At 72.6% G+C, this 21,051-nt stretch carries 16 protein-coding genes and 1 pseudogene; 4 read left to right on the plus strand and 13 right to left on the minus strand.

Annotation, left to right across the window (positions count from 1 at the left end; all coding sequences use genetic code 11):
* Positions 1-8: 8 nt before the first annotated feature.
* A complete protein-coding gene (locus ACWEPX_RS03870; protein ID WP_451895554.1) occupies positions 9-761 on the plus strand; it encodes a VOC family protein in 753 nt (250 codons plus the stop codon).
* On the opposite strand, the gene ACWEPX_RS03875 is transcribed toward ACWEPX_RS03870, so the two are convergent.
* The 3 genes and pseudogenes from ACWEPX_RS03875 to ACWEPX_RS03885 all read right to left on the minus strand — a co-directional run.
* Positions 750-1,379: an AAA family ATPase gene (locus ACWEPX_RS03875; RefSeq protein WP_451895555.1), complete on the minus strand. Its 630-nt coding sequence runs from the start codon at positions 1,377-1,379 to the stop codon at positions 750-752. The genes ACWEPX_RS03870 and ACWEPX_RS03875 overlap by 12 nt on opposite strands.
* 239 nt (positions 1,380-1,618) lie before the next feature.
* Positions 1,619-2,134, minus strand: coding sequence for a hypothetical protein (locus tag ACWEPX_RS03880; protein ID WP_451895740.1), 516 nt, complete (start codon positions 2,132-2,134; stop codon positions 1,619-1,621).
* A 795-nt stretch (positions 2,135-2,929) separates the two neighbouring features.
* Positions 2,930-3,007, minus strand: a pseudogene (locus ACWEPX_RS03885) (TetR family transcriptional regulator); the annotation flags it as partial.
* A 198-nt stretch (positions 3,008-3,205) separates the two neighbouring features.
* Between ACWEPX_RS03885 and ACWEPX_RS03890 the strand changes: the two are divergent.
* Positions 3,206-4,345 carry a cytochrome P450 family protein gene (locus ACWEPX_RS03890; protein ID WP_451895556.1) on the plus strand — a complete coding sequence of 380 codons (1,140 nt, stop codon included), beginning with the start codon at positions 3,206-3,208 and terminating at the stop codon, positions 4,343-4,345.
* A 338-nt stretch (positions 4,346-4,683) separates the two neighbouring features.
* Here the strand turns inward: ACWEPX_RS03890 and ACWEPX_RS03895 are convergent, their stop codons facing one another.
* Both ACWEPX_RS03895 and gltB read right to left on the minus strand, forming a co-directional pair.
* On the minus strand, positions 4,684-6,129 hold the full coding sequence (locus ACWEPX_RS03895) for a glutamate synthase subunit beta (RefSeq protein WP_451895557.1): 1,446 nt from the start codon (positions 6,127-6,129) through the stop codon (positions 4,684-4,686).
* On the minus strand, positions 6,122-10,633 hold the full coding sequence (gene gltB / locus ACWEPX_RS03900; protein WP_451895558.1) for a glutamate synthase large subunit: 4,512 nt from the start codon (positions 10,631-10,633) through the stop codon (positions 6,122-6,124). Before gltB ends, ACWEPX_RS03895 begins: the two co-directional genes overlap by 8 nt.
* A gap of 484 nt (positions 10,634-11,117) precedes the next feature.
* Between gltB and ACWEPX_RS03905 the strand changes: the two genes are divergently transcribed.
* Positions 11,118-11,561 (plus strand): FxsA family protein, encoded by a 444-nt coding sequence (locus ACWEPX_RS03905; RefSeq protein WP_451895559.1) that lies wholly within the window; start codon positions 11,118-11,120, stop codon positions 11,559-11,561.
* 167 nt (positions 11,562-11,728) lie between these two features.
* A complete protein-coding gene (locus tag ACWEPX_RS03910; RefSeq protein ID WP_451895560.1) occupies positions 11,729-12,172 on the plus strand; it encodes a superoxide dismutase in 444 nt (147 codons plus the stop codon).
* 477 nt (positions 12,173-12,649) lie between these two features.
* Here the strand turns inward: ACWEPX_RS03910 and ACWEPX_RS03915 are convergent, their stop codons facing one another.
* The 8 genes from ACWEPX_RS03915 to ACWEPX_RS03950 form a co-directional block, all read right to left on the minus strand.
* Positions 12,650-13,558: an anti-sigma factor RsbA family regulatory protein gene (locus ACWEPX_RS03915; protein ID WP_451895561.1), complete on the minus strand. Its 909-nt coding sequence runs from the start codon at positions 13,556-13,558 to the stop codon at positions 12,650-12,652.
* On the minus strand, positions 13,555-14,352 hold the full coding sequence (locus tag ACWEPX_RS03920; protein ID WP_451895562.1) for an MEDS domain-containing protein: 798 nt from the start codon (positions 14,350-14,352) through the stop codon (positions 13,555-13,557). Before ACWEPX_RS03920 ends, ACWEPX_RS03915 begins: the two co-directional genes overlap by 4 nt.
* 9 nt (positions 14,353-14,361) lie before the next feature.
* The gene (locus ACWEPX_RS03925; RefSeq protein ID WP_451895563.1) at positions 14,362-15,180 is read right to left on the minus strand and encodes an NUDIX domain-containing protein; all 819 of its coding nucleotides are present in this window, start codon (positions 15,178-15,180) and stop codon (positions 14,362-14,364) included.
* A gap of 34 nt (positions 15,181-15,214) precedes the next feature.
* Entirely contained in the window at positions 15,215-15,901 is a 687-nt protein-coding gene (locus ACWEPX_RS03930) for a hypothetical protein (protein ID WP_451895564.1), read from the minus strand.
* Between the two features lie 554 nt (positions 15,902-16,455).
* A complete protein-coding gene (locus ACWEPX_RS03935; RefSeq protein WP_451895565.1) occupies positions 16,456-18,954 on the minus strand; it encodes a DEAD/DEAH box helicase in 2,499 nt (832 codons plus the stop codon).
* A 66-nt stretch (positions 18,955-19,020) separates the two neighbouring features.
* Positions 19,021-19,491 (minus strand): hypothetical protein, encoded by a 471-nt coding sequence (locus ACWEPX_RS03940; protein ID WP_451895566.1) that lies wholly within the window; start codon positions 19,489-19,491, stop codon positions 19,021-19,023.
* A 217-nt stretch (positions 19,492-19,708) separates the two neighbouring features.
* Positions 19,709-20,545, minus strand: a complete 837-nt coding sequence (locus ACWEPX_RS03945; protein WP_451895567.1) for a metallophosphoesterase family protein — start codon at positions 20,543-20,545, stop codon at positions 19,709-19,711.
* Between the two features lie 43 nt (positions 20,546-20,588).
* Entirely contained in the window at positions 20,589-21,050 is a 462-nt protein-coding gene (locus ACWEPX_RS03950) for a (2Fe-2S)-binding protein (RefSeq protein ID WP_451895568.1), read from the minus strand.
* Position 21,051: the final 1 nt, after the last annotated feature.

Consider the following 21,051-nt stretch of genomic DNA (forward strand, 5'->3'; position numbering starts at 1 on the left):
GTGGGGGCATGAGCCACGTCACCGCCAACCAGCCCGTCGGCACCCCGACCTGGATCGACCTCGGCCTCCCCGACCTCGCCGCCGGTCAGGAGTTCTACGCGGCGGTCTTCGGTTGGGAGTTCCAGACCTGGGAGGGCTACAGCGTCGCCCTGCTCGACGGCCGCAAGGTCGCGGGCATCTCCGGGTACGGCGAGGGGCCCGAGCACTGGTGGAACGTCTACTTCGCCGTCGACGACTGCGCCGCCGCGGCCCAGCGGGTGCAGGACGCGGGCGGGCGCATCGTCGCCGAGCCCGACGACATGGGCGACCTGGGCCGGATGGCCGTCGCCGAGGACGCCGTGGGCGCGCCGTTCAGCCTGTGGCAGGGCAAGTCGATGGTGGGCTGCGAGGTCGTCAACGAGCCCGGCGCCCTGGTCCGCAACGACCTCACCACCCCGGACCCGGCCGCCGCCCGCCGCTTCTACACCGCGGTCTTCGACTTCACCCTCGACGGCAACGACGACCTGCCCGGCATGGACTTCACCTTCCTGCGCCGCCCCGACGGCCACGAGATCGGCGGCATCATCGGCTCGCCCACCGCGCACCGCTCGCGCTGGTCGACCACCTTCGAGGTCGCCGACGCCGACGACGCCGCCACCCGGGCCATCAAGGCAGGCGGGCGCGTGGTCGACACCGAGGACATGGTCTACGGCCGCTTCGCGGTGCTGCTCGACCCCTTCGGCACGGAGTTCTCCGTCATCGCCCGCCCCTCAGCCGACTAGCCGGATGTGCTTCACCCCGACCCACGCCCGCCGCACCCGCCCCCGCACCGGCCCATCGGTGTTCGGCGCGAGCACCAACCCGGCCCGCCCGGCGATGTGCTCGGCGACCTCGGCGACGGACAACTCGTCGGTCCACACGTGCTCACCGAACTCCGGCCTGCCGAGCCGCTCCAGGCAGTGGTCGATCCGCGACACCGCCCAACTCTCCCGCCGCAGCGGCGCATCCTTCCCCACCACCCACGCGACCAGGTGACCGAACCCGCGCTCCCGCAACCGCGCCAGGACGGTCTCCCGCCTGGCCATCAACGCGAAGTGCCGCACGTCGTGCCCGTCATCCCGGAGCCTGCCGACGATCTCGTCGAAGTAGGCGGGCTCGGTGACCGTCATGGGCGCGATGACGGTGTGCTCAGCCAACGCGATCGAGAGGACCTCGTAGACCCCTTGCCGCCACGCCCGCAGATCCTGGAAGTCCCCACGCAGCTTGCGCGGCAGCATCCGGTGCAGCCCGAAGCCCACCATCTCCGGATCGCAGATGACACTGCCGGGCAACCGCCGCTGCACCTCATGAGCAGTCTGCGTCTTCCCCCCACCGAACGGCCCATTGATCCACAAGAGCATGCCCCGACTCTACGGACCCCCACCCGCTCCACACCTCACCCACCGCAGCCTGCGCCCACCCCTGCGGACTGCCCACCCCGACGCCTCACGCCCTGAGCCGACCCACCCCACTGCGAACCGCCCCACGCCCGTTGCGCGACCAAGGGCGGCCCGTCGGAGCTGCGGCCTCTACGTCTCGTGCGCGGTCTGTGTCTTCCTGTCGAACGTCGGTCCGTGTGCGGCTGCCTCTGCGGATCGGGCTAGTGGCGGGTGGTTGTGTGGTGCAGGGTGGTCGCGGCGCAGGCGGCTAGGCCCGTTGAGCGCAGTCGGATGCGACCGTCCCGGACGGCGATGGCGACCTCGGTCGTGTCGCCGACCCCGTCGACCCCAGCCGCGGCGGCGATGGTCCCCGCCGGGTCGAGGACAACGCGCAGGCGGGGGAGGGCGGCGGGCGGGAAGGCCCGGCGCAGGTAGCCGCGGGTCTCGGTGATGACCAGCCGCGCCAGTCCCATCACCTCGCCCGGATCGGTGGCGACCACGACCAGGGTGACGTCCTCGCTGTCCGGCATCCCCCGCACCGCCGCCTCGACCCCAGCCAGGCGCTGCACCCCCATGACAGCCACAACCCCGTCGGTCCCCAGGTCAGCCGGGACGCCATGCGCCACGTCGAACGCCTCACCCGGCGCCCACGGCTCGTCCACCACCGAGGTGGGCGGCAGGTGCTCGGGGAAGTCCCACCCCCGATCGAACTCAGGCAGCCCCTCACAGGTCTGCACGACATGAAACGGCTCAACCAACCCAGGCGCCGCCGCAGCCAACTGCCGCGCCCCCTCCAACACCGTCAACGCCGCCTCAGCCTGCCGAACCCGAACCCCCGCCCCGTCAACCCTCCCCAGCGCAACCCCGATCTGCAGCGCAGCAATCTTCATCAACTGCGTATAGGCATGCCGAGTCCGCTCGTCAGCCATAACCTCAGGAAGCAGATGCGACCGCAAGTGCGTGGGCGCAGTAGCCAACGGCAACCGCGCCACCCAATCCCGCGCAAGCGCCCCCAACGCCCCCCGCCCCGTACGAACGGCCCTCCCAGCCCCTTCGCCACCCGCAGACCTGCCGCCCGCACCCACGCCCCCCGCACCCACGCCCCCCGCAGACACGGCACCTCCGGCGAAGCCACGTCCCCCCATGCCGCGCGCTAGCGTGCCCCCCGCCACCTCGCTCCCCGCCGCCTCGCTCCCAGCCGCGCCTTCCGCCGCCCCGCTCCCGGCCGCCTCGCTCCCGGCCGTGCCTCCTGCCGCCCCGCTCCCGGCCGTGCCGTCGGCCGCCCCGCTCCTAGCCGCGCCTCCCGCCGCCCCGCTCCCAGCCGTGCCCTCGGCGAGCATGCCCCCCGCACGCAGGGAGCTGGCGGCCGTGCCAAGCGCGGGCGTGCCGCCGCTGGGCGCGGAGGCGGACCCGGCACCTGCGGATAGGGCGTTCTCGATTTCGGCGGCCTCGGCTTCGGCGTCGTCGGCGAGGACGGCGAAGTAGAGGGCTCGTTTGCTGGGGAAGTTGGAGTAGACCGCCCCTCGGGTGAGGCCTGCTCGGGCGGCTACGGCGTCGACCTTGGTTTCGCGGTAGCCGCGTTCGGCGAACTCGATGCGGGCGGCGGCCATCAGCTTCGCCCGGTTGCCCTCGCGGATCTCGAGCCTCGTCTGCCTGGCCACGTCGCCGTCCCTCCCGCTGCTTCCCGCGCGATCACCCTAGCACCGCAGATGGCGTGAACATATGACGACATCATCTGGATTTCGCGTTCAGATGATGACATCATCCGGATGTTCACATCATATGTTCTCATCATCTGGAGGTTCTGAGTGCTGGAGCTGCACGCGACCGACCCGCGCCTGCTCACCGACCCGTTCGGCGTGTACGGCGAGGCGCGGGAGGCGGGGCCGCTGGCCCGGCTCGTGGTGCCGGGCATGACCGCCCTGTGGGTCGTCACCCGCTACGAGGAGGCCAGGGCCGTCCTCGGCGACGACCGCGTCGAGCTGCGGCCGGAGAGCTTCCTCCGCCCGCCCATGCCACCCGAGGTCGAGCCCTACCTGCACACGATGGCCGAGATGGACGGCCCCGCACACGCCCGCCTGCGCCGCCTGGTCGCCCCCGCCTTCAGCGCCCGCCGGGCCGAAGCGCTGCGCCCGCGCGTCGAGCGCGTCGTCGACCGCCTGCTCACCGCCCTGCCCGACCCCGCCGACCTGGTCGCCGACTTCGCCCGCCCCCTCCCGATGGACGTCATCTGCGAGCTGATCGGCGTCCCGGACGTCGAGCGGTGGCGAGAGCACGGCGCCGCCGTCGCGGCAGGCGCGGGCGCGCAGTTCATGGCCGCCATCCCCGCGATCATCGAGGGCGCCAAGGCCGCCGTCGCCCGCCGCCGCGCCACCCCGGCCGACGACATCCTCACCGACCTCATCCGCGTCCACGACGGCGACCGCCTCACCGACACCGAACTGGTCACCCTCGTCTGGCACCTCGTCCTCGCGGGCCAGACCCCCACCAACCTCATCGCCAACGCCGTCGAAGCCCTCCTCACCCACCCCGACCAGCTAGCCGCCCTGCGCGCCGACCCCGCCCTCATGCCCGGCGCGGTCGAGGAGCTGACCCGCTGGTGCAGCCCCCAGCTCCTCACCACCCCCCGCTACACCCGCGAACCCGTCGACGTCGCAGGCACGACCATCCCCGCAGGCGAACCCGTCACCATCAGCATCGCCGCCGCCAACCACGACCCCCGCGCCTTCTCCCCGACCCTCGACATCACCCGCCCCCCGGCCCACCACCTCGCCTACGCCCACGGCCCCCACTACTGCCTCGGCGCCCCCCTGGCCCGAATCCAAACCGAATCCGCCCTGACCGCCCTCCTCACCCGCTACCCCAACCTCGCCATCGCAGGCGAGATCCCCCGCACCCCCGACCCCGGCACCTGGCGCATGTCCGCCCTCCCGGTGACCCTGACCTAGCCCCTCGATCCGCCAGAGCGAGATCGGTCCGTGCAGGCGCGCCCAGTGCAGGCGCGCCCAGTGCAGGCGCGCCCAGTCGGTCAGAGCAATTCGGGGGCGCCGTCAGGTGGCAGCGGGGTTGCCGCCCCGCCGTGGCGGCCCGAGCGCACCGGAGGTGCGACTACTTCGGTGGCCCGGGGGCGACGGCGTTGACCCGGATGCGATCGGGCACCAGTTCCAGCGCCCAGCAGCGCATCAGGCGCCCCAGCGCGTGTGCACGACGACCGTCGGCGACAGCCGGAAACAGCGGACGGGCCGCGCGGGCGTCGTCGGCCGCGCGGCCCGACCAGTCAGCACCCCTACGCCAGCGGCCGGTCCGTGGGCGCGATCGGCCGCGGCAGGAGGTGGCGGCCGGTGAGGTAGGCGTCGACGCCCGCGGCGGCAGCGCGGCCCTCCGCGATCGCCCAGACGATCAGCGACTGGCCGCGGCCGACGTCACCCGCGCTGAACACCCCCGGCACCGACGTCTGGAAGTCCGCGCCCCGGGCCACGTTGCCGCGGTCGTCGAGGTCGACGCCCAAGTCGGTGAGCAGCGCGGACTTCTCCGGCCCGACGAACCCCATCGCCAGGGTCACCAGGTCGGCGGGCAGTTCGCGCTCGGTGCCGGGCACCGGGGTGAACCGCCCGCCCTCGGCGCGGACCTCCACCAGCCGCACCGCCCGCACCCGCTCCTCCCCGACGAACTCCGTCGTGGACACCGAGTACACCCGCTCGCCGCCCTCCTCGTGCGCCGAGGACACCCGGTACAGCATCGGGTATGTCGGCCACGGGTGGGCGGCCGAGCGCGACCCCGGCGGCTTGGGCATGATCTCCAGCTGGGTCACCGACGCCGCGCCCTGCCGGTGGGCGGTGCCCACGCAGTCGGCCCCGGTGTCGCCGCCGCCGATGACCACGACGTGCTTGCCCGCCGCGTCGATGGGGGAGCGGTCGAGCAGACCCGCGGCGACCTTGTTGGCCAGCGGCAGGTACTCCATCGCCTGGTGCACCCCGGCCAGCTCGCGCCCCGGGATCGGCAGGTCGCGCCACGCCGTGGCCCCGCAGGCCAGCACCACCGCGTCGTACCCGGCCCGCAGGTCGGCCGCGGTCACGTCCACCCCGGCGTCGACGTTGGTGCGGAACACCGTGCCCTCGGCCCGCATCTGCTCCAGCCTGCGGTCCAGCCGGGACTTCTCCATCTTGAACTCCGGGATCCCGTAGCGCAGCAGCCCGCCGATGGCGTCGGCGCGCTCCAGCACCTCCACGTCGTGCCCGGCCCGGGTGAGCTGCTGGGCCGCGGCCAGCCCCGCGGGCCCGGACCCGATCACCGCGACGGTCTTCCCGGTGCGCGTCGGGGCCGGGACCGGGGTGATCCACCCCTCGTCCCACGCCCGGTCCACGATCGAGATCTCGACCCGCTTGATGCTGACCGGGTCCTGGTTGATCCCCAGCACGCACGCCGCCTCGCAGGGCGCGGGGCACAGCGTGCCGGTGAACTCCGGGAAGTTGTTGGTCGCGTGCAGCCGCTCGGCCGCCGCGCGCCAGTCGTCGCGCCACACCAGCGTGTTCCACTCCGGCACCAGGTTGCCCAGCGGGCAGCCCTGGTGGCAGAACGGGATGCCGCAGTCCATGCACCGCCCGGCCTGCTTGGCCACGCGCTCCCCGCCGAACTCGTCGTAGACCTCGCGCCAGTCCCGCAGCCGCAGGAACACCGGCCGGGAGGGGGCGTCCTCCCGCGGGGTGGTCAGAAAGCCCTTGGGGTCAGCCATGTGCGGCCTCCATGATCGCCTGGTCGATGTCGCGGCCATCGGCCTCGGCCGCCGCGCGGGCGGCCAGCACGCGCTTGTAGTCCTTGGGCATCACCTTGGTGAAGCGGCTGACGACCCCGTCCCAGTCGGCCAGCAGGGAGCGGGCCACCGCCGAGTCGGTCTCGGCCTGGTGGCGCGCGACGGTCTCGCGCAGGAAGTCGTGGTCGTCGACGTCGAGCGGGTCGAGGTCGACCATCTCCGGGTTGACCCGGGCGGGGTCGAGGTCGAGCACGTAGGCGATGCCGCCGGACATGCCCGCCGCGAAGTTGCGCCCGGTCGGCCCGAGCACGACGACGCGCCCACCGGTCATGTACTCGCAGCCGTGGTCGCCCACGCCCTCCACGACGGCCAGCGCGCCGGAGTTGCGCACGCAGAACCGCTCGCCGACCTTGCCGCGCAGGAACAGCTCCCCGCTGGTGGCGCCGTAGCCGATCACGTTGCCCGCGATGACGTGCTGCTCGGCGGCGAACTGCGCCTCCGGGTGCGGCCGCACGGTGATCCGCCCACCGGAGAGGCCCTTGCCCACGTAGTCGTTGGCGTCGCCGACCAGCCGCAGCGTGACCCCGCCGGGCAGGAACGCGCCGAAGGACTGGCCCGCCGTGCCGGTGAAGGTCACGTCGATGGTGTCGTCGGGCAGCCCGCCGCCGCCCCAGCGCCGGGTCACCTCCGAGCCCAGCATCGTGCCCACGGTCCGGTTGACGTTGCGCACGGGCAGCTCCAGCCGCACCTTGTCGCCCGCCTCCAGCGCGCCCTCGGCGAGCTGGATGAGCGTGTTGTCCAGCGCCCGCTCCAGCCCGTGGTCCTGGGCGACGACCTGGTGGCGCGAGGCGCCCTCGGGCAGCTCGGGCACGTGGAAGATCGGCGAGAGGTCCAGCCCGCTGGCCTTCCAGTGGTCGACCGCCGCGCGGGTGTCCAGCAGCTCGGCGTGGCCCACGGCCTCGGCCAGCGTGCGGAAGCCCAGCGCCGCCAGCAGCTCGCGCACCTCTTGGGCGATGAACTCGAAGAAGTTCACCACGTACTCCGCCTTGCCGTTGAACCGCTCGCGCAGCACGGGGTTCTGCGTGGCCACCCCGACCGGGCAGGTGTCCAGGTGGCACACCCGCATCATCACGCAGCCGGACACCACCAGCGGCGCGGTGGCGAAGCCGAACTCCTCGGCCCCCAGCAGCGCCGCGACCACCACGTCGCGGCCGGTCTTGAGCTGCCCGTCGGTCTGCACCACGATCCGGTCGCGCAGCCGGTTGGCCAGCAGCGTCTGCTGCGTCTCGGCCAGCCCCAGCTCCCACGGCCCGCCAGCGTGCTTGATCGACGACAACGGCGACGCGCCGGTCCCGCCGTCGTGCCCGGAGATGAGCACCACGTCGGCGTGCGCCTTGGACACCCCGGCCGCGACCGTGCCGACGCCGACCTCGGAGACCAGCTTGACGTGCACGCGGGCCCGCGGGTTGGCGTTCTTCAGGTCGTGGATGAGCTGGGCCAGGTCCTCGATGGAGTAGATGTCGTGGTGCGGCGGCGGGGAGATCAGCCCGACCCCGGGCGTGGAGTGCCGGGTCTTGGCGATCCACGGGTAGACCTTCGTGCCGGGCAGCTGCCCGCCCTCGCCGGGCTTGGCGCCCTGCGCCATCTTGATCTGGAGGTCGTCGGCGTTGACCAGGTACTCGCTGGTCACCCCGAACCGGCCGGAGGCCACCTGCTTGATCGCCGAGCGGCGCTGCGGGTCGTAGAGGCGCTCGGGGTCCTCGCCGCCCTCGCCGGTGTTGGACTTCGCGCCCAGCCGGTTCATCGCGATGGCCAGCGTCTCGTGCATCTCCTGGGAGATCGAGCCGTAGGAGATCGCGCCGGTGGAGAAGCGCTTGACGATCGAGCTGACCGGCTCGACCTCCTCGATCGGCACCGGCGGCCGCACGCCCTCCTTGAACGCGAACAGCCCGCGCAGCGTCTTCAGCGACGCCGACTGGTCGTCGACGAGCTTGGTGTACTCCTTGAAGATCTCGTACTTGCCCGAGCGGGTGGAGTGCTGGAGCTTGAACACCGTCTGCGGGTTGAACAGGTGCGGCTCGCCCTCGCGCCGCCACTGGTAGTCCCCGCCCACCGCCAGCTCGCGGTGGCTGGCGCGCACCCCGTCGGCCGGGAAGGCCGCGCGGTGGCGGCGGGCCACCTCCTCGGCCAGCACGTCGAAGCCGACCCCGCCCAGCCGGGAGGTGGTGCCGGTGAAGCAGGCATCGATGACCTCCTCGCCCAGGCCGAGCGCCTCGAAGATCTGCGCGCCGTGGTAGGACGCCACAGTGGACACGCCCATCTTCGACATGGTCTTGCGCAAGCCCTTGCCCAGGGCCTTGATGAGGTTGCGTGCGGCCTGCTTGGCGTCGACGCCGGGGATGAGGCCGCGGTCGGCCATCTCCTCGACCGTGGCCATCGCCAGGTACGGGTTGACCGCGGACGCGCCGTAGCCGATCAGCAGGGCGATGTGGTGCACCTCGCGGGCGTCGCCGGTCTCCACGACCAGGCTCACCTGCGAGCGCGTCTTCTCCCGCACCAGGTGCTGGTGCACCGCGCCGACGAGCAGCAGCGACGGGATCGGCGCGAACTCCTCGTCCACCCCGCGGTCGGACAGCACCACGATCCGCGCGCCGCCGCGGATGGCCGCGGAGACCTCCGCGCGCAGCCGGGTCAGCTCCTCGCGCAGCGCGTCCCCGCCGCCGCGCACCGCGTAGCGGCCGTGGACGGTCACCGACTGGAACTCCGGCAGGTCGCCGTCGTCGTTGGCGTGGACGATCTTGGCCAGCTCGTCGTTGTCCAGCACCGGGAACGGCAGGGTGATGCGCCTGCACGAGTCCGCGCCCGCGGCCAGCAGGTTGGGCTCGGCGCCGAGCTGGGTGCCAAGGCTGGTGACCAGCTCCTCCCGGATCGCGTCCAGCGGCGGGTTGGTGACCTGGGCGAACAGCTGGCTGAAGTAGTCGTAGAGCGGGCGCTGGTCGGCCGAGAGCGGGGCCAGCGGGGCGTCGTTGCCCATCGACCCGATCGGCTCGGCCCCGGTGCGGGCCATCGGCTCCAGCAGCAGCGTCAGCTCCTCCTGGGTGTAGCCGAACGCCTGCTGGCGGCGCACCAGGGAGGCGTGCGTGGGCGCCTCGCGCTCGCGGGCGGGCAGGGTCTCCAGCGGGACCAGCCCCGCCGCGACCCACTCGCCGTAGGGGTGCGCGGCGGCCAGCTCGCCCTTGATCTCCTCGTCGTCGATGATCCGGCCCTGGGCGGTGTCGACCAGGAACATCCGGCCGGGCTCCAGCCGTCCCTTGCGGACGATCGCGGTCGGGTCGATGTCCAGCACGCCGACCTCGGAGGCCAGCACGACCAAGCCGTCCTCGGTGACCCAGTACCGGGCGGGCCGCAGGCCGTTGCGGTCGAGCACCGCGCCGATCTGGGTGCCGTCGGTGAAGGACACCAGCGCCGGGCCGTCCCACGCCTCCATCAGCGTGGAGTGGAACTGGTAGAACGCCCGCCGCGCCGGGTCCATCGTGGTGTGGTTCTCCCACGCCTCGGGGATCATCATCAGCACCGCGTGCGGCAGCGACCGGCCGCCCAGGTGCAGCAGCTCCAGCACCTCGTCGAAGGAGGCGGAGTCGCTGGCCCCGCGGGTGATCACCGGCAGGACGCGGCGCAGGTCGCCCGGGATGAGGTCGGTGGCCAGCGTCGCCTCGCGGGCGTCCATCCAGTTGCGGTTGCCGCGCAGGGTGTTGATCTCCCCGTTGTGCGCGACGTAGCGGTACGGGTGGGCCAGCGGCCAGGACGGGAAGGTGTTGGTCGAGAAGCGGGAGTGGACCAGGCCGATGGAGCTGGTGACGCGCTCGTCGGTCAGGTCCGGGAAGAACCGGGCGACCTGGGGCTCGGTGAGCATTCCCTTGTAGACGATGGTCCTTCCCGACAGGCTCGGGAAGTAGACGTCGGCGGCCCGCTCGGCGCGCTTGCGCACGCAGAACGCCAGCCGCTCCAGCGCCAGCCCGCCCACCCCGTCGGCCGCGGCGATGAACAGCTGCGCGAAGTGCGGCATCACGGCCGCGGCGGTCGCCCCGCAGTGCTCGCGCCGGACCGGCAGCTCGCGCCAGCCCAGCACGACGGCGCCCTCCTCCGCGGCGATCGTCTCAATGGCTGAGACGGCGGCGGCCCGCTCGGCCGCGTCCACGGGCAGGAATGCGGTGCCCACGGCGTAGTCGGCGGGCAGGTCGAAGTCGACGACCGCGCGGAAGAAGGCGTCCGGCACCTGGATCAGGATGCCCGCGCCGTCGCCGGTGTCCGGCTCGGCGCCGCGGGCCCCGCGGTGCTCCAGGTTGCGCAGGGCGACGAGGGCTTTGGCGACGATGCCGTGGTCTCGGCGTCCGGTGAGGTCGGCCACGAAGGCCACACCGCACGCATCGTGCTCGTACTGCTCGTCGTAGAGACCACCCCGCAGGTGGTCTTGGCGGGTCGTCACGCTAGCGGCCCTCCCAAATGGCGGGAGCACCAAGCGGGCAGGGGGCAGGCGGCGATGCGCGCGGACCCCGCGACCCGGTGGCGCCCCCGGATCTTCCGGCGACATTGGACTGCCCGGGACCGGGCGGTGAGCGCACCTCGTCGTGCGGGGGAAGCGGCCGTCGTGACACCGTTGGCGGACGGGCGCTGGAGATCATCAACGCACTGCGCTGTGCGGACGCTGGGGGTCGAGCTGGGGCGTCGGGCGGACTGCGCTGGCACGGTCCCGCCGCCGTCTGGTCACCCCGGGATCGACCGGGGTTCTCATGACAATAGTGTGAAATGCACGTGTCCGGGATACGCCGAACGGCGCGCGTGAAAATCGCCACGCGCCCCTTGACGGGCCCTGAGCCGCCCTCAGGTCTCTGACCTGCGATTTCGCCGGATCGGGGATGATTGGGCCCGCTCGCGCGTTGAACCGGTACAGACGTGGAAGGAGGCAGGTCGTGCCCGTCTTGGTGCTGCTGCTGCTCGCGATGGCCGTCGAGATCGGCGTGCTGGTGTGGATCGGCGGGCTCGTCGGGCTGCTGCCGACGATCCTGCTGCTGGTCGCCGCCACCCTGCTCGGCGGGTGGCTGCTGCGCCGCGAGGGCGCGCGGGCGCTCGGCGCGCTCCAGGAGGCGGTGTTCGCCCGGCGCGTCCCCGACCGCGAGGTCGTCGACGGCATGCTGATCGCCGCCGCGGGCGTGCTGGTGTTCGTGCCCGGCCTCATCAGCGACGTGCTCGCCCTGGGGCTGCTGTTCCCGCCGACCCGCTCCCTGGTGCGCAAGCGCCTGCTCCGGCGCGCGGCCCGGCGCTCCGGCGTGATCGACTCCGTGGTGGTCCCGTCCGAGCGCGTCGAGCCCACCATCATCGTGATCCCGGAGTCTCGGGACGAACCGCAAACATGACCGCCTAACTGTGTGTTTTCGAATCGTCGCCCTGGGTTGACGCTCGGTCACCGGACCACGACACTGGCCCTGTGCGAACGCTAATTGTTGCGATAGGTCTGGCTCTGATGGGCGCGGTCCCGGCCGCGGCGGCCCCGGCGGCGACCGGTACAGGACACTGGCGGACAGTGGTGTTCGATGAGTACCGGCCCGGCGCCGAGGGGGTCACGTACAACCAGGAACGGGTGCCGATCGGCGCTAAGGCGACGGTGGTGTCCCACTCCTCGCGCGGCCGCACGGTCGTCGCGCTGCTGGTCTCCGGCCTGCCGCCGAACACCGGCTACGGGGCCCACGTGCACGTCCGCCCCTGCGGCCCCAACCCCGCCGACTCCGGCCCCCACTTCCAGAACGTCCCCGACCCGAACCAGCCGTCGACGGACCCCGCCTACGCGAACCCCCGCAACGAGGTCTGGCTCGACTTCACGACGGACCGCTGGGGACGCGCCTACGCGGTATCCCGAGTCGCTTGGACCTTCGGCGACCGGCAGGCCGACACCGTCGTCCTGCACGAGCACCGGACCCACGAAGGCGGCCACGCCGGTGCGCGGCTCGCTTGCCTGAAGTTTGGGTGATGGGATGGGGTGCGCCCGCGGTAGGCCCTCGGCCCACCGCGGGCGCGCTTTGCGTTGTGGGGTGCGCGGGTTGGGTGCGGTGGGTTGGGTGGTGGGGTGCGCGGCTTGCGTGCGTGGGTGGTGAATGCGCGGCTTGGGTGGGTGGGTAGTGAATGCGCGGCTTGGGTGGGTGGGTAGTGAATGCGCGGCTTGCGTGCGTGGGTGGTGGATGCGCGGCTTGGTGGGTGGTGGGTGCGCGACTTTGGGTGGGTGGTCCGATGGGGTGAACTTGCATTCGCGGGGACCCCTAAGCGAAACGCCGCTTGGGCGTGAAGGCGGTGAAGGCGGGCGGAGCCCGTTCACGCCCCCGCAAGTTTAGCGGCGTTTCGCTCCCCGCGAATGCAAGTCCACCCCATCGGACACTTTGGGGGGGCGCGTTGCGGTTCGGTTGTGGTGGCGCTGCTGTTTTGTGGGTGGTGGCGCTGATTTCTTTTGCGTTTAGTTGACCCGGAGCAGCGATCGCAAAGTGGTTCCGGTGGGGGTGGTGTGGATTCTGACCAGGTCTGAGAGGTCGTTGACCAAGAGGAGGCCTCGGCCGAAGGGCTGGTTTGGTGGGGCTGGGGTTCGGCCTGCGAGCGGGTTCGTCAGTTGGCCGTTGTCGGTGACTTCGCAGACCACGTGGTTGCCGTGGCGCCAGAGGCGGAGGGTGCAGGGGGATTTGGCGTGGGTGAGGCTGTTGGTGATCAGTTCGGTGGCGATCAGCTCCAGGTCCACGATTCGGTGGTCGGGGAGGCCGAGCGCTCGGGCGTGGTGGGCGGTGAAGCGGCGGGCGGCGCTGATGTCGGTGGAGGTGGCGACGGGGAAGGTCGCCGCGTCCGGGGTGCCGTTCAGGGGGAGGTTGTAGCGGGAGACGACCGCTTCCGGGGCGTAGTGCGCGCTCGCGTAGCGGGTGTGGGGTTCCCAGATCTCCGGGTGCGTTTCCCGCGCGTCGGCGATGGCCGTGGGGGACAAGGTGGTGGTGTCGTACGGGCACACAATTGTCACGTCGCGGGTGGCGAAGGCATCGTTGATCAGGGCTTCGTGCTGGGCGCACGCGGGGTATTCCAGTTCGCTGCGGCCTGCCCAGATCGGTTCGCCGATGATGCGGACGTGGGTGTCGGGGTGGTTGTCGGCGAAGTTGCGCAGGACGCCCGCGATGATGCGGGTCGGGTTGCGGCCCGCCTCGGACATGTCGATCAAGGTGACGCGCGCGGGGTCCAAGGCGGTGCGCAGGAGGGCTAGGCGCGGGGTCGGGACGGCGGCGGCCACCGGGTGGCCCGCGGCCAGGCCCTCGGTCACGAAGGGCACCAGGACCGACAGGTACTCCTCGTCGGAGCGGTAGAACAGGGCGGGGTGGATGAAGGTCATGGCTGCTCCACCCGGACGTTGGCCAGGCCCAGCGCCGCCGCCAGGCGCGGGGCGCCCGGCCAGGCGGTGCGCAGCACCAGGGTCGCGGTGCGGGCGGCGGCGTAGTCGGCCAGGCGCAGCAGGCTGCTGTGGTCCATGAACGACAGGTCGGTCGCGTCCAGCACCACCTCGCCGTCCTCGACGGGCAGCTCGACCCGCCGCAGCGCCAGGTCCAGCAGGGACCGGTTGGCCATGTCCAGCTCACCGGCGAGCGCGGCGGCGGCGTCCGCCGAGCCGTGCAGGCGGAACCCGGCGGCGGGGGAGTTGCTCTGCGCGTGCATGCACGACACCTGCGCCACCACGTCATCGCCCAGCTCGCGGCGGTCGTAGCCGCACATCGCGGAGAACGGGTGGGTGGTCATGTACCGGTCGACCAGGTGCTCGTACCGGGCGAACGCCGCCAGCCGCTCCGGCCCGCGCACCAGCGCGGTCGCCTCGGCGGCGATGCGCAGCCCCTTGTAGCCCTCGGCCAGGGCCTCCTCGGTCGCCCGCGCGTAGACCCGCACCTGCTCATCGGGCTCGACCGCGCCCAGCGGGTATGTCGTGTCCAGCAGTTTGATCTCCGCCGCTCCGTCGAGGTCCATGCCGCTGACGTCCCCGGAACCGACGTAGCCGACCTTGAGGCCCGCGGACAGGCCGTCGCGCAGGAACTCGCGGGCGCGGAGCCGGAACTCCGCGGCGTCGTCGTACCACCAGCACACATGGTCGTGGGGTCCGAGATCCCGCGCGTGCCGCACCCATCCGGAACGTCGCACCAAGTCAGCCTAGCTCTCCCCGACGCGGTCCAGAAGCCACCGCGGCCCGACCACGTCCGCACCCGCGGCCGCGCACCGCGCCCGCAGCTCCCGATCCGCGGTGACGACCGTGCACAGCTCCCGGTGGGCCAGCTCGGCGATCGTGTCGTCGCCGCTGCCCGGGGCGGCGACCACCGCCACCCCCTCGACCGGCTCGACCCCGCGCGCCTGGCCCTCCACGACCAGCACGACCTCGGGGAAGGCCAGGTCGAACCCGCCCAGGCCAGCGACCCCGCCGAGCCCGGCCAGCCGGTCCCGCAGCCGCCGCGCCGCGCCCAGCCGGTCGCGCCACCACCCGTCCGGCCGCGACCCCACCACGTTCGCGCCGTCGACCACCAGCACCGGCTGCCGCAGGTGCGCCTTCACCCGCGGCCACGCCTTGGCGAACGGCTCGAACAGCGGCCGCTGCGGCACCTCGTCGACCGGCACCCACGCCGCGTCGGCGGTCTCCCCGGACGCCGGGCCGACCTCGGGCATCGCGTCGATCGCGCCGATCACCGTGTCGTAGGCCCAGCCGCCGTGGTCCTCCCGCAGGATGCCCACCGGCCGCACCAGCGAGGCGTCCAGCGTCGACTCCTCGGCCGTCTCCCGCAGCGCCGCGGCCACCGCGTCCTCGTGGCTGTCCCGGGCCCCGCCGAAGGTGCCCCACGTGCCGCCGCCCATCGTCCACGCGGCGCGGTGCTGGAGCAGCACGTGCCCGTCGAACACCGGCAGCAACCCGGCGGCCCCGAAGCGCCCCCAGTGCACGTGCCCCTGGTCGCACCGCACCACCTGATCGCCGTCGCCCACTCGATCCCCTTCCTCCGCCCCTCCACCGTAGGCGTCAGTTGCGGGGCTCGCGGACCCCGGTCGCGGACGGGGGCCGCGACAGGTCGCAGTACGGATGCACCTCTATCCGCGCGGTAGCCGGAGGCGGCGGGTGCGTGGGGACGATCCACATCGTCCGCGCACCGGGCGAGCAGGGCGGCGACTCCGGCGGATCGGGCTCCCCGCCCACGACCGCCCCCGCCGAGTCCCGGAAGACGATCAACGCCCCCGCAGGCTCCAGCGTCCCGCCGACGATCTGACCAGCGGCATCCCGGTAGACGGCGGCGGCCCCGCGGCTGGTCAGCGCCCGGCAGTTGGGCGAGTCCTCCCGGTAGCGCACGCTGCCCCCAGCCGCCCGGACCCCATCAGCGCCGACCACCCGGAACGCCCCGAGCGCAGCCCCCGCCACCCACGTCGTGGTGAGCAACTCCACCTCGAACGACGCCACCACCGCCCGCGCACCCCCGTGCAGCCGCGCAGGCCGCGCCTCCACCCCCACCCCAACCCGCCCACCCGCACCCACCACCGGAACCTCGACGACCCGCCGGACCTCCCCAGCCCCCTCCTCCGGCAACCACATCCGCTTGCCGTCGAACAACCGAACCAACACCCGCGTCCGATAGGCCACCCGCTCGCTCGTGTTCTCCAACACCGCCCCCACGCTGACCACATCGCCGTCCTGGCTGAACCCCTGCTCCACCACCCGCAACCCACCCCCACCCGGCGCCGCCGACGGCACCCCCGCGGCCCCTTCCACATGCGCCGGAACAGTGCACTCACCCCCCACCGCCCCACCCCGCACGACCACCAGCACCCCCACCCCCAACGTCACCGCGACCGCAACCGCCAGCAACCCACGCAGCCCCACCACCGTTCACCACCCACCCCGATCCACGAACCCCGACCGTCCCACGCCGACCAGGGCGGATCAACGCCCCACCCCAACACCTATCCGCCCGCACAGAATCCGCGCCCGAGCCTTGGCACCACCCCCACAAGAAACCACCGCGCCGCCAAACCCACACCCCTGGCCCGCCACGCGATGGCCCCCCGGCCGCTCCATCGCGGCTGCCCCTCAGAACGCCCACACCGAACGGCCAGCGCCGCGGTGCCGCTTCAACCCGGGCAGCCGTCGGCCGTCCCAGCCCTCGTCACCGCGGCTGCCACTCAGAACTCCCTACCGCACGGCCAGGACCGCCGTTTCGTCTCGGCTAGGTAGCGATCGGCCGTCCCGGCCCCCGCCATCGCGGCTGGGCCTCAGAACTCCCCGACCGTGCGCACCGCCAGGACCGCCGTCCCCGCCTCATCCGAGGCGCGCAGGTCGATGTCGGCGGTGAAGCCCCAGTCGTGGTCGCCGTTGGGGTCGTCGAAGATCTGGCGGGCGTGCCAGGCGTCTTCGGATTGGTCGAGGATGAGCAGGGCCGGGCCGCGGGCGTCCGGGCCGGTGCCGATCTGGGCGTGGACGTCGAAGTACGGCTCCAGCGCGTCCGCCCACGCCTCGGCGTCCCAGCCGCTGTCGCCGTCGAGGTCGCCGAGGGCGGCCCAGTCGCGGCGGGCGGCCAGCTGCACCCGGTGGAACAGCGCGTTGCGCACCAGCACCCGGAAGGCGCGCGGGTTGGTCGTGACCGCGGGCGGGGCCTCGTCGACCGCGGCGGCGGTCTCGGCGTCCGGGCTGGTCAGCTTCTCCCATTCGTCCAGCAGGCTGGAGTCGACCTGGCGGACCAGCTCGCCCAGCCACTCCACCAGGTCGGTCAGCTCCTCGGTCTTGGCCTCGTCCGGCACGGTCTGCCGCAGCGCCTTGTAGGCGTCGGCGAGGTAGCGCAGCACCAGGCCCTCCGAGCGGGCCAGGCCGTAGAAGGACACCAGCTCGGCGAAGGTCATCGCCCGCTCGTACATGTCCCGCACGACCGACTTCGGCGACAGCCGGTGGTCGCCGACCCACGGGTGCCCGCGCCGGTAGGTGGTGAACGCCGCGTCGAGCAGCTCGGCCAGCGGCTTGGGGTAGGTGACCTCGTCCAGCAGGGCCATGCGCTCGTCGTAGTCCATGCCCTCGGACTTCATCGCCGCGACCGCCTCGCCGCGCGCCTTGTGCTGCTGGGCGGAGAGCACCTGGCGCGGGTCGTCCAGGATGGACTCCACCACCGACACCACGTCGAGGGCGTAGGACGGCGACTGCCGGTCCAGCAGCTCGATCGCGGCCAGCGCGAACGGCGACAGCGGCTGGTTGAGGGCGAAGTCGACCTGGAAGTCCTCGGCCAGGGCGATCGTGCGGCCCTGCTCGTCGGGCTCGTCGAGCTTGCGGACCACGCCCGCGGCCAGCAGCGCCCGGTAGATCGCGATGGCCCGGCGGATGTGGCGGCGCTGCGCGGGCCGGTCCTCGTGGTTGTCGGTGAGCAGCTTGCGCATCGCCTGGAAGGCGTCGCCGGGCCGCCCGATGACGTTGAGCAGCATCGCGTGGCTGACCTGGAAGCTCGACGTCAGCGGCTCCGGCTCGGCCTCGACCAGCCGCTCGAAGGTCGGCTTGCCCCAGGAGACCATGCCCTCCGGCGGCTTCTTGCGCACGAACTTGCGCTTCTTCTTCGGGTCGTCGCCGAGCTTGGCCAGCGCCTTCTCGTTCTCGATGACGTGCTCGGGCGCCTGCACCAGCACGGTCCCGACGGTGTCGTAGCCCGCCCGGCCCGCCCGCCCGGCGATCTGGTGGAACTCCCGGGCCTTGAGCAGCCGCGTCTTGACCCCGTCGTACTTCGACAGCGCGGTGAACACCACCGTGCGGATCGGCACGTTGATCCCCACGCCGAGGGTGTCGGTCCCGCACACGATCTTCATCAGCCCGGCCTGGGCCAGCCGCTCCACCAGCCGCCGGTACTTGGGCAGCATGCCCGCGTGGTGCACGCCGATGCCGTGGCGGACCAGCCTGCTCAGCGTCTTGCCGAAGCCGGGGGAGAAGCGGAAGTCGCCGATCAGCTTGGCGATCTCGTCCTTCTCCTGGCGGGTGCAGACGTTGATGCTCATCAGCGCCTGGGCGCGCTCCAGCGCCGCGGCCTGGGTGAAGTGCACGACGTAGACGGGGGTCTGGTTGGTGCTCAGCAGCTCCTCCAGCGCCTCGTGCAGGGGCGTCATGCCGAAGGAGAAGAACAGCGGGACCGGCCGCTCGCCGCTGGCCACGACCGCGGTGTCGCGGCCGGTGCGCCGGGTCAGGTCCTCCTGGAACCGGGTGACGTCGCCGAGCGTGGCCGACATCAGCAGGAACTGCGCCTTCGGCAGCTCCAGCAGCGGCACCTGCCAGGCCCACCCGCGGTCGGGCTCGCTGTAGAAGTGGAACTCGTCCATCACGACCTGGCCGACGTCGGCGTCGGCCCCGTCGCGCAGGGCGATGTTGGCCAGGATCTCGGCGGTGCAGCAGATGATCGGCGCGCCCGGGTTGACGCTGGAGTCCCCGGTCATCATCCCGACCTCGGACGCCCCGAAGATCTCGCAGAGGGCGAAGAACTTCTCCGACACCAGCGCCTTGATCGGCGCGGTGTAGAAGGTGCGCTGCCCGTGGGCCAGCGCGACGAAGTGCGCGCCCGTGGCCACCAGCGACTTGCCGGAGCCGGTCGGGGTGTTGAGGATGACGTTCGCCCCGGAGACCAGCTCCATCAGGGCTTCTTCCTGCGCCGGGTACAGCGTGAGCCCGCGGTCGGCGGCCCAGGCCGCGAAGGCGTCGAACAGGGCGTCTGGGTCGGGGGAGCCGGGGAGGCGGGCGGTGAGCGTCATGGTGCCCACGATCGTGCCCGGTCGGCCGCCGCGCCCGCCACCGGGGTGGCGCGGCGGCCCCCTGGGCTAGAAGCGGTGCCCGTAGAGCACGCTGCGCACGGCCCCCACCACGGAGCTGAACAGCGGCAGCGACGGGTGCGCCAGGTCCGGCGCGGTCGCCCAGTGCGTCACCGCGCGGTCGGTGTCCGGCGTGGGCAGCAGCACCCGCGCCGCGACCGGCTCCACGCCCGGCGGCAGCGGCCGCTTGCGCTGCTCGTCGGTCGCGGGCTGGGTGAGGAAGGTCCACTCGGTGCGCTTGCCCGGCACCGCCAGGACCGGCCCGGCCAGCATGCGCAGCCGCAGCCACCACTGGACCTCGGCGCCGAGTCCCGCGCGCATGCGCAGGGCGCCGACCTCGGGGCCGAGCTCCAGGTAGGCGCCGCGGTTGTCGCCGTCCACCGGCCAGCGCAGCACCGAGCGGTACTCGGCCACCTCGAACCCGACCGGTTCCGGTCTTCCGTCCACGGCGTGCAACGCCGCGATGTTCGCCGCCGTCATGGCGAGCCACCCTCCACGTCGCCGCCCCTGCGCGTCGCCCCATTGCGGACCGCCGGGCGTCGACTCTCGTTCATCTAAAGGATCGGCCGGCCCGGCTCCCGCGACTCATCCCAGTACCCCATAACCCCGCGGTGATAACGGTCACAGGAGGTAGTCGATCCGTTCATCCGCTGGTAGTGCGATCACCCATCCGCGCAGTTGGCGCGGGGTGCGGTGGTCAAACCCGGGCGGCGGTGGGGAAGACCTTGCGCAGGATGCCGTGCGGGAGGCCGTGGCGCTTCCACTCCCGCGGGTAGCCGAGGCTGACCTCCTGGAAGCGCACGCCGTCGTGGTGGGTGACCCGCGGGACGTGCAGGTGGCCGTAGATCATCGCCGCGGTCCGGAAGCGGGTGTGCCAGTCGGCGGTCAGGGCCGTGCCGCACCACTGGGCGAACTCCGGGTACCGCAGGATGCGGGTCGGCTCGCGCACGGTCGGGTAGTGGTTGATCAGCACCAGCGGCACCGACGGGTCGCAGGCCGCCAGCCGCGCCTCGGTCTCGGCGGCGCGGGCCCGGCACCAGGCGTCGCGGGACTCGAAGGGGTCGGGGAACAGGTAGTACTCGTCGGTGCAGACGATCCCGGCGGCGTGGGCGATCGCCAGGGACTCGTCCTTGTCGGCGGCCCCGGGGGCGTGGAAGGAGTAGTCGTAGCCGATGAACAGCGGCGCCAGCCGGACCGGGCCGCCGTCGCCCTCCCACACCGCGTACGGGTCCTCCGGGGTGAGCACGCCCAGCTCCCGGCACACCGCGACCAGCCGCTCGTAGCGCTCGACACCGCGGGACTGGTCCTCGTCGTTGGGCGTGGTCCACAGCTCGTGGTTGCCCGGGGTCCACACGACCTTGGCGAAGCGGCCCGCCAGCAGCTCCAGCGCCCACCGCACGTCGCTGATCCGCTCGGCGATGTCCCCGGCGACGATCAGCCAGTCCTCGGCCGACTCCGGCCGCAGACCCCGGGTGATCTCGCGGTTCTCGTCGTAGGTGATGTGCAGGTCGCTGACGGCCAGGAGGGTGCCCACCCCCTGATCCTGTCACCCCGGGCGGGGATCGGGCAGCGGGAAGTCAGCTGCGCATCAGCTCGGCGGCCCGCTTGATCGCCTGCCGGACCCGGAAGTACGTCCCGCACCGGCAGACGTTCTCGATGGCGTCGATGTCGGCGTCGGTCGGGTCCGGGGTGCGGCGCAGCAGCGCGACCGCGGCCATGATCTGGCCCGGCTGGCAGTAGCCGCACTGGGCGACGTCCTGCTCCAGCCACGCCTGCTGCACCGGGTGCAGCGCGTCGCCGTCGGCCAGGCCCTCGATCGTGGTCACCGAGCGGCCCGCCACCTCGGCGACCGGGGTCACGCAGGGGTTGAACGCCTCGCCGTCGAGGTGGCTGGTGCACGCCTTGCACACGTCGACCCCGCAGCCGTACTTCGGCCCGGTGACGCCCAGCTTGTCCCGCAGCGCCCACAGCGCGGGCAGGTCGGCGGGCGCGTCCACGGTGACGGGCTTGCCGTTGACGGTGAACGAGTAGGTCGGCACG

It is taken from the genome of Actinokineospora sp. NPDC004072 (assembly GCF_053604195.1).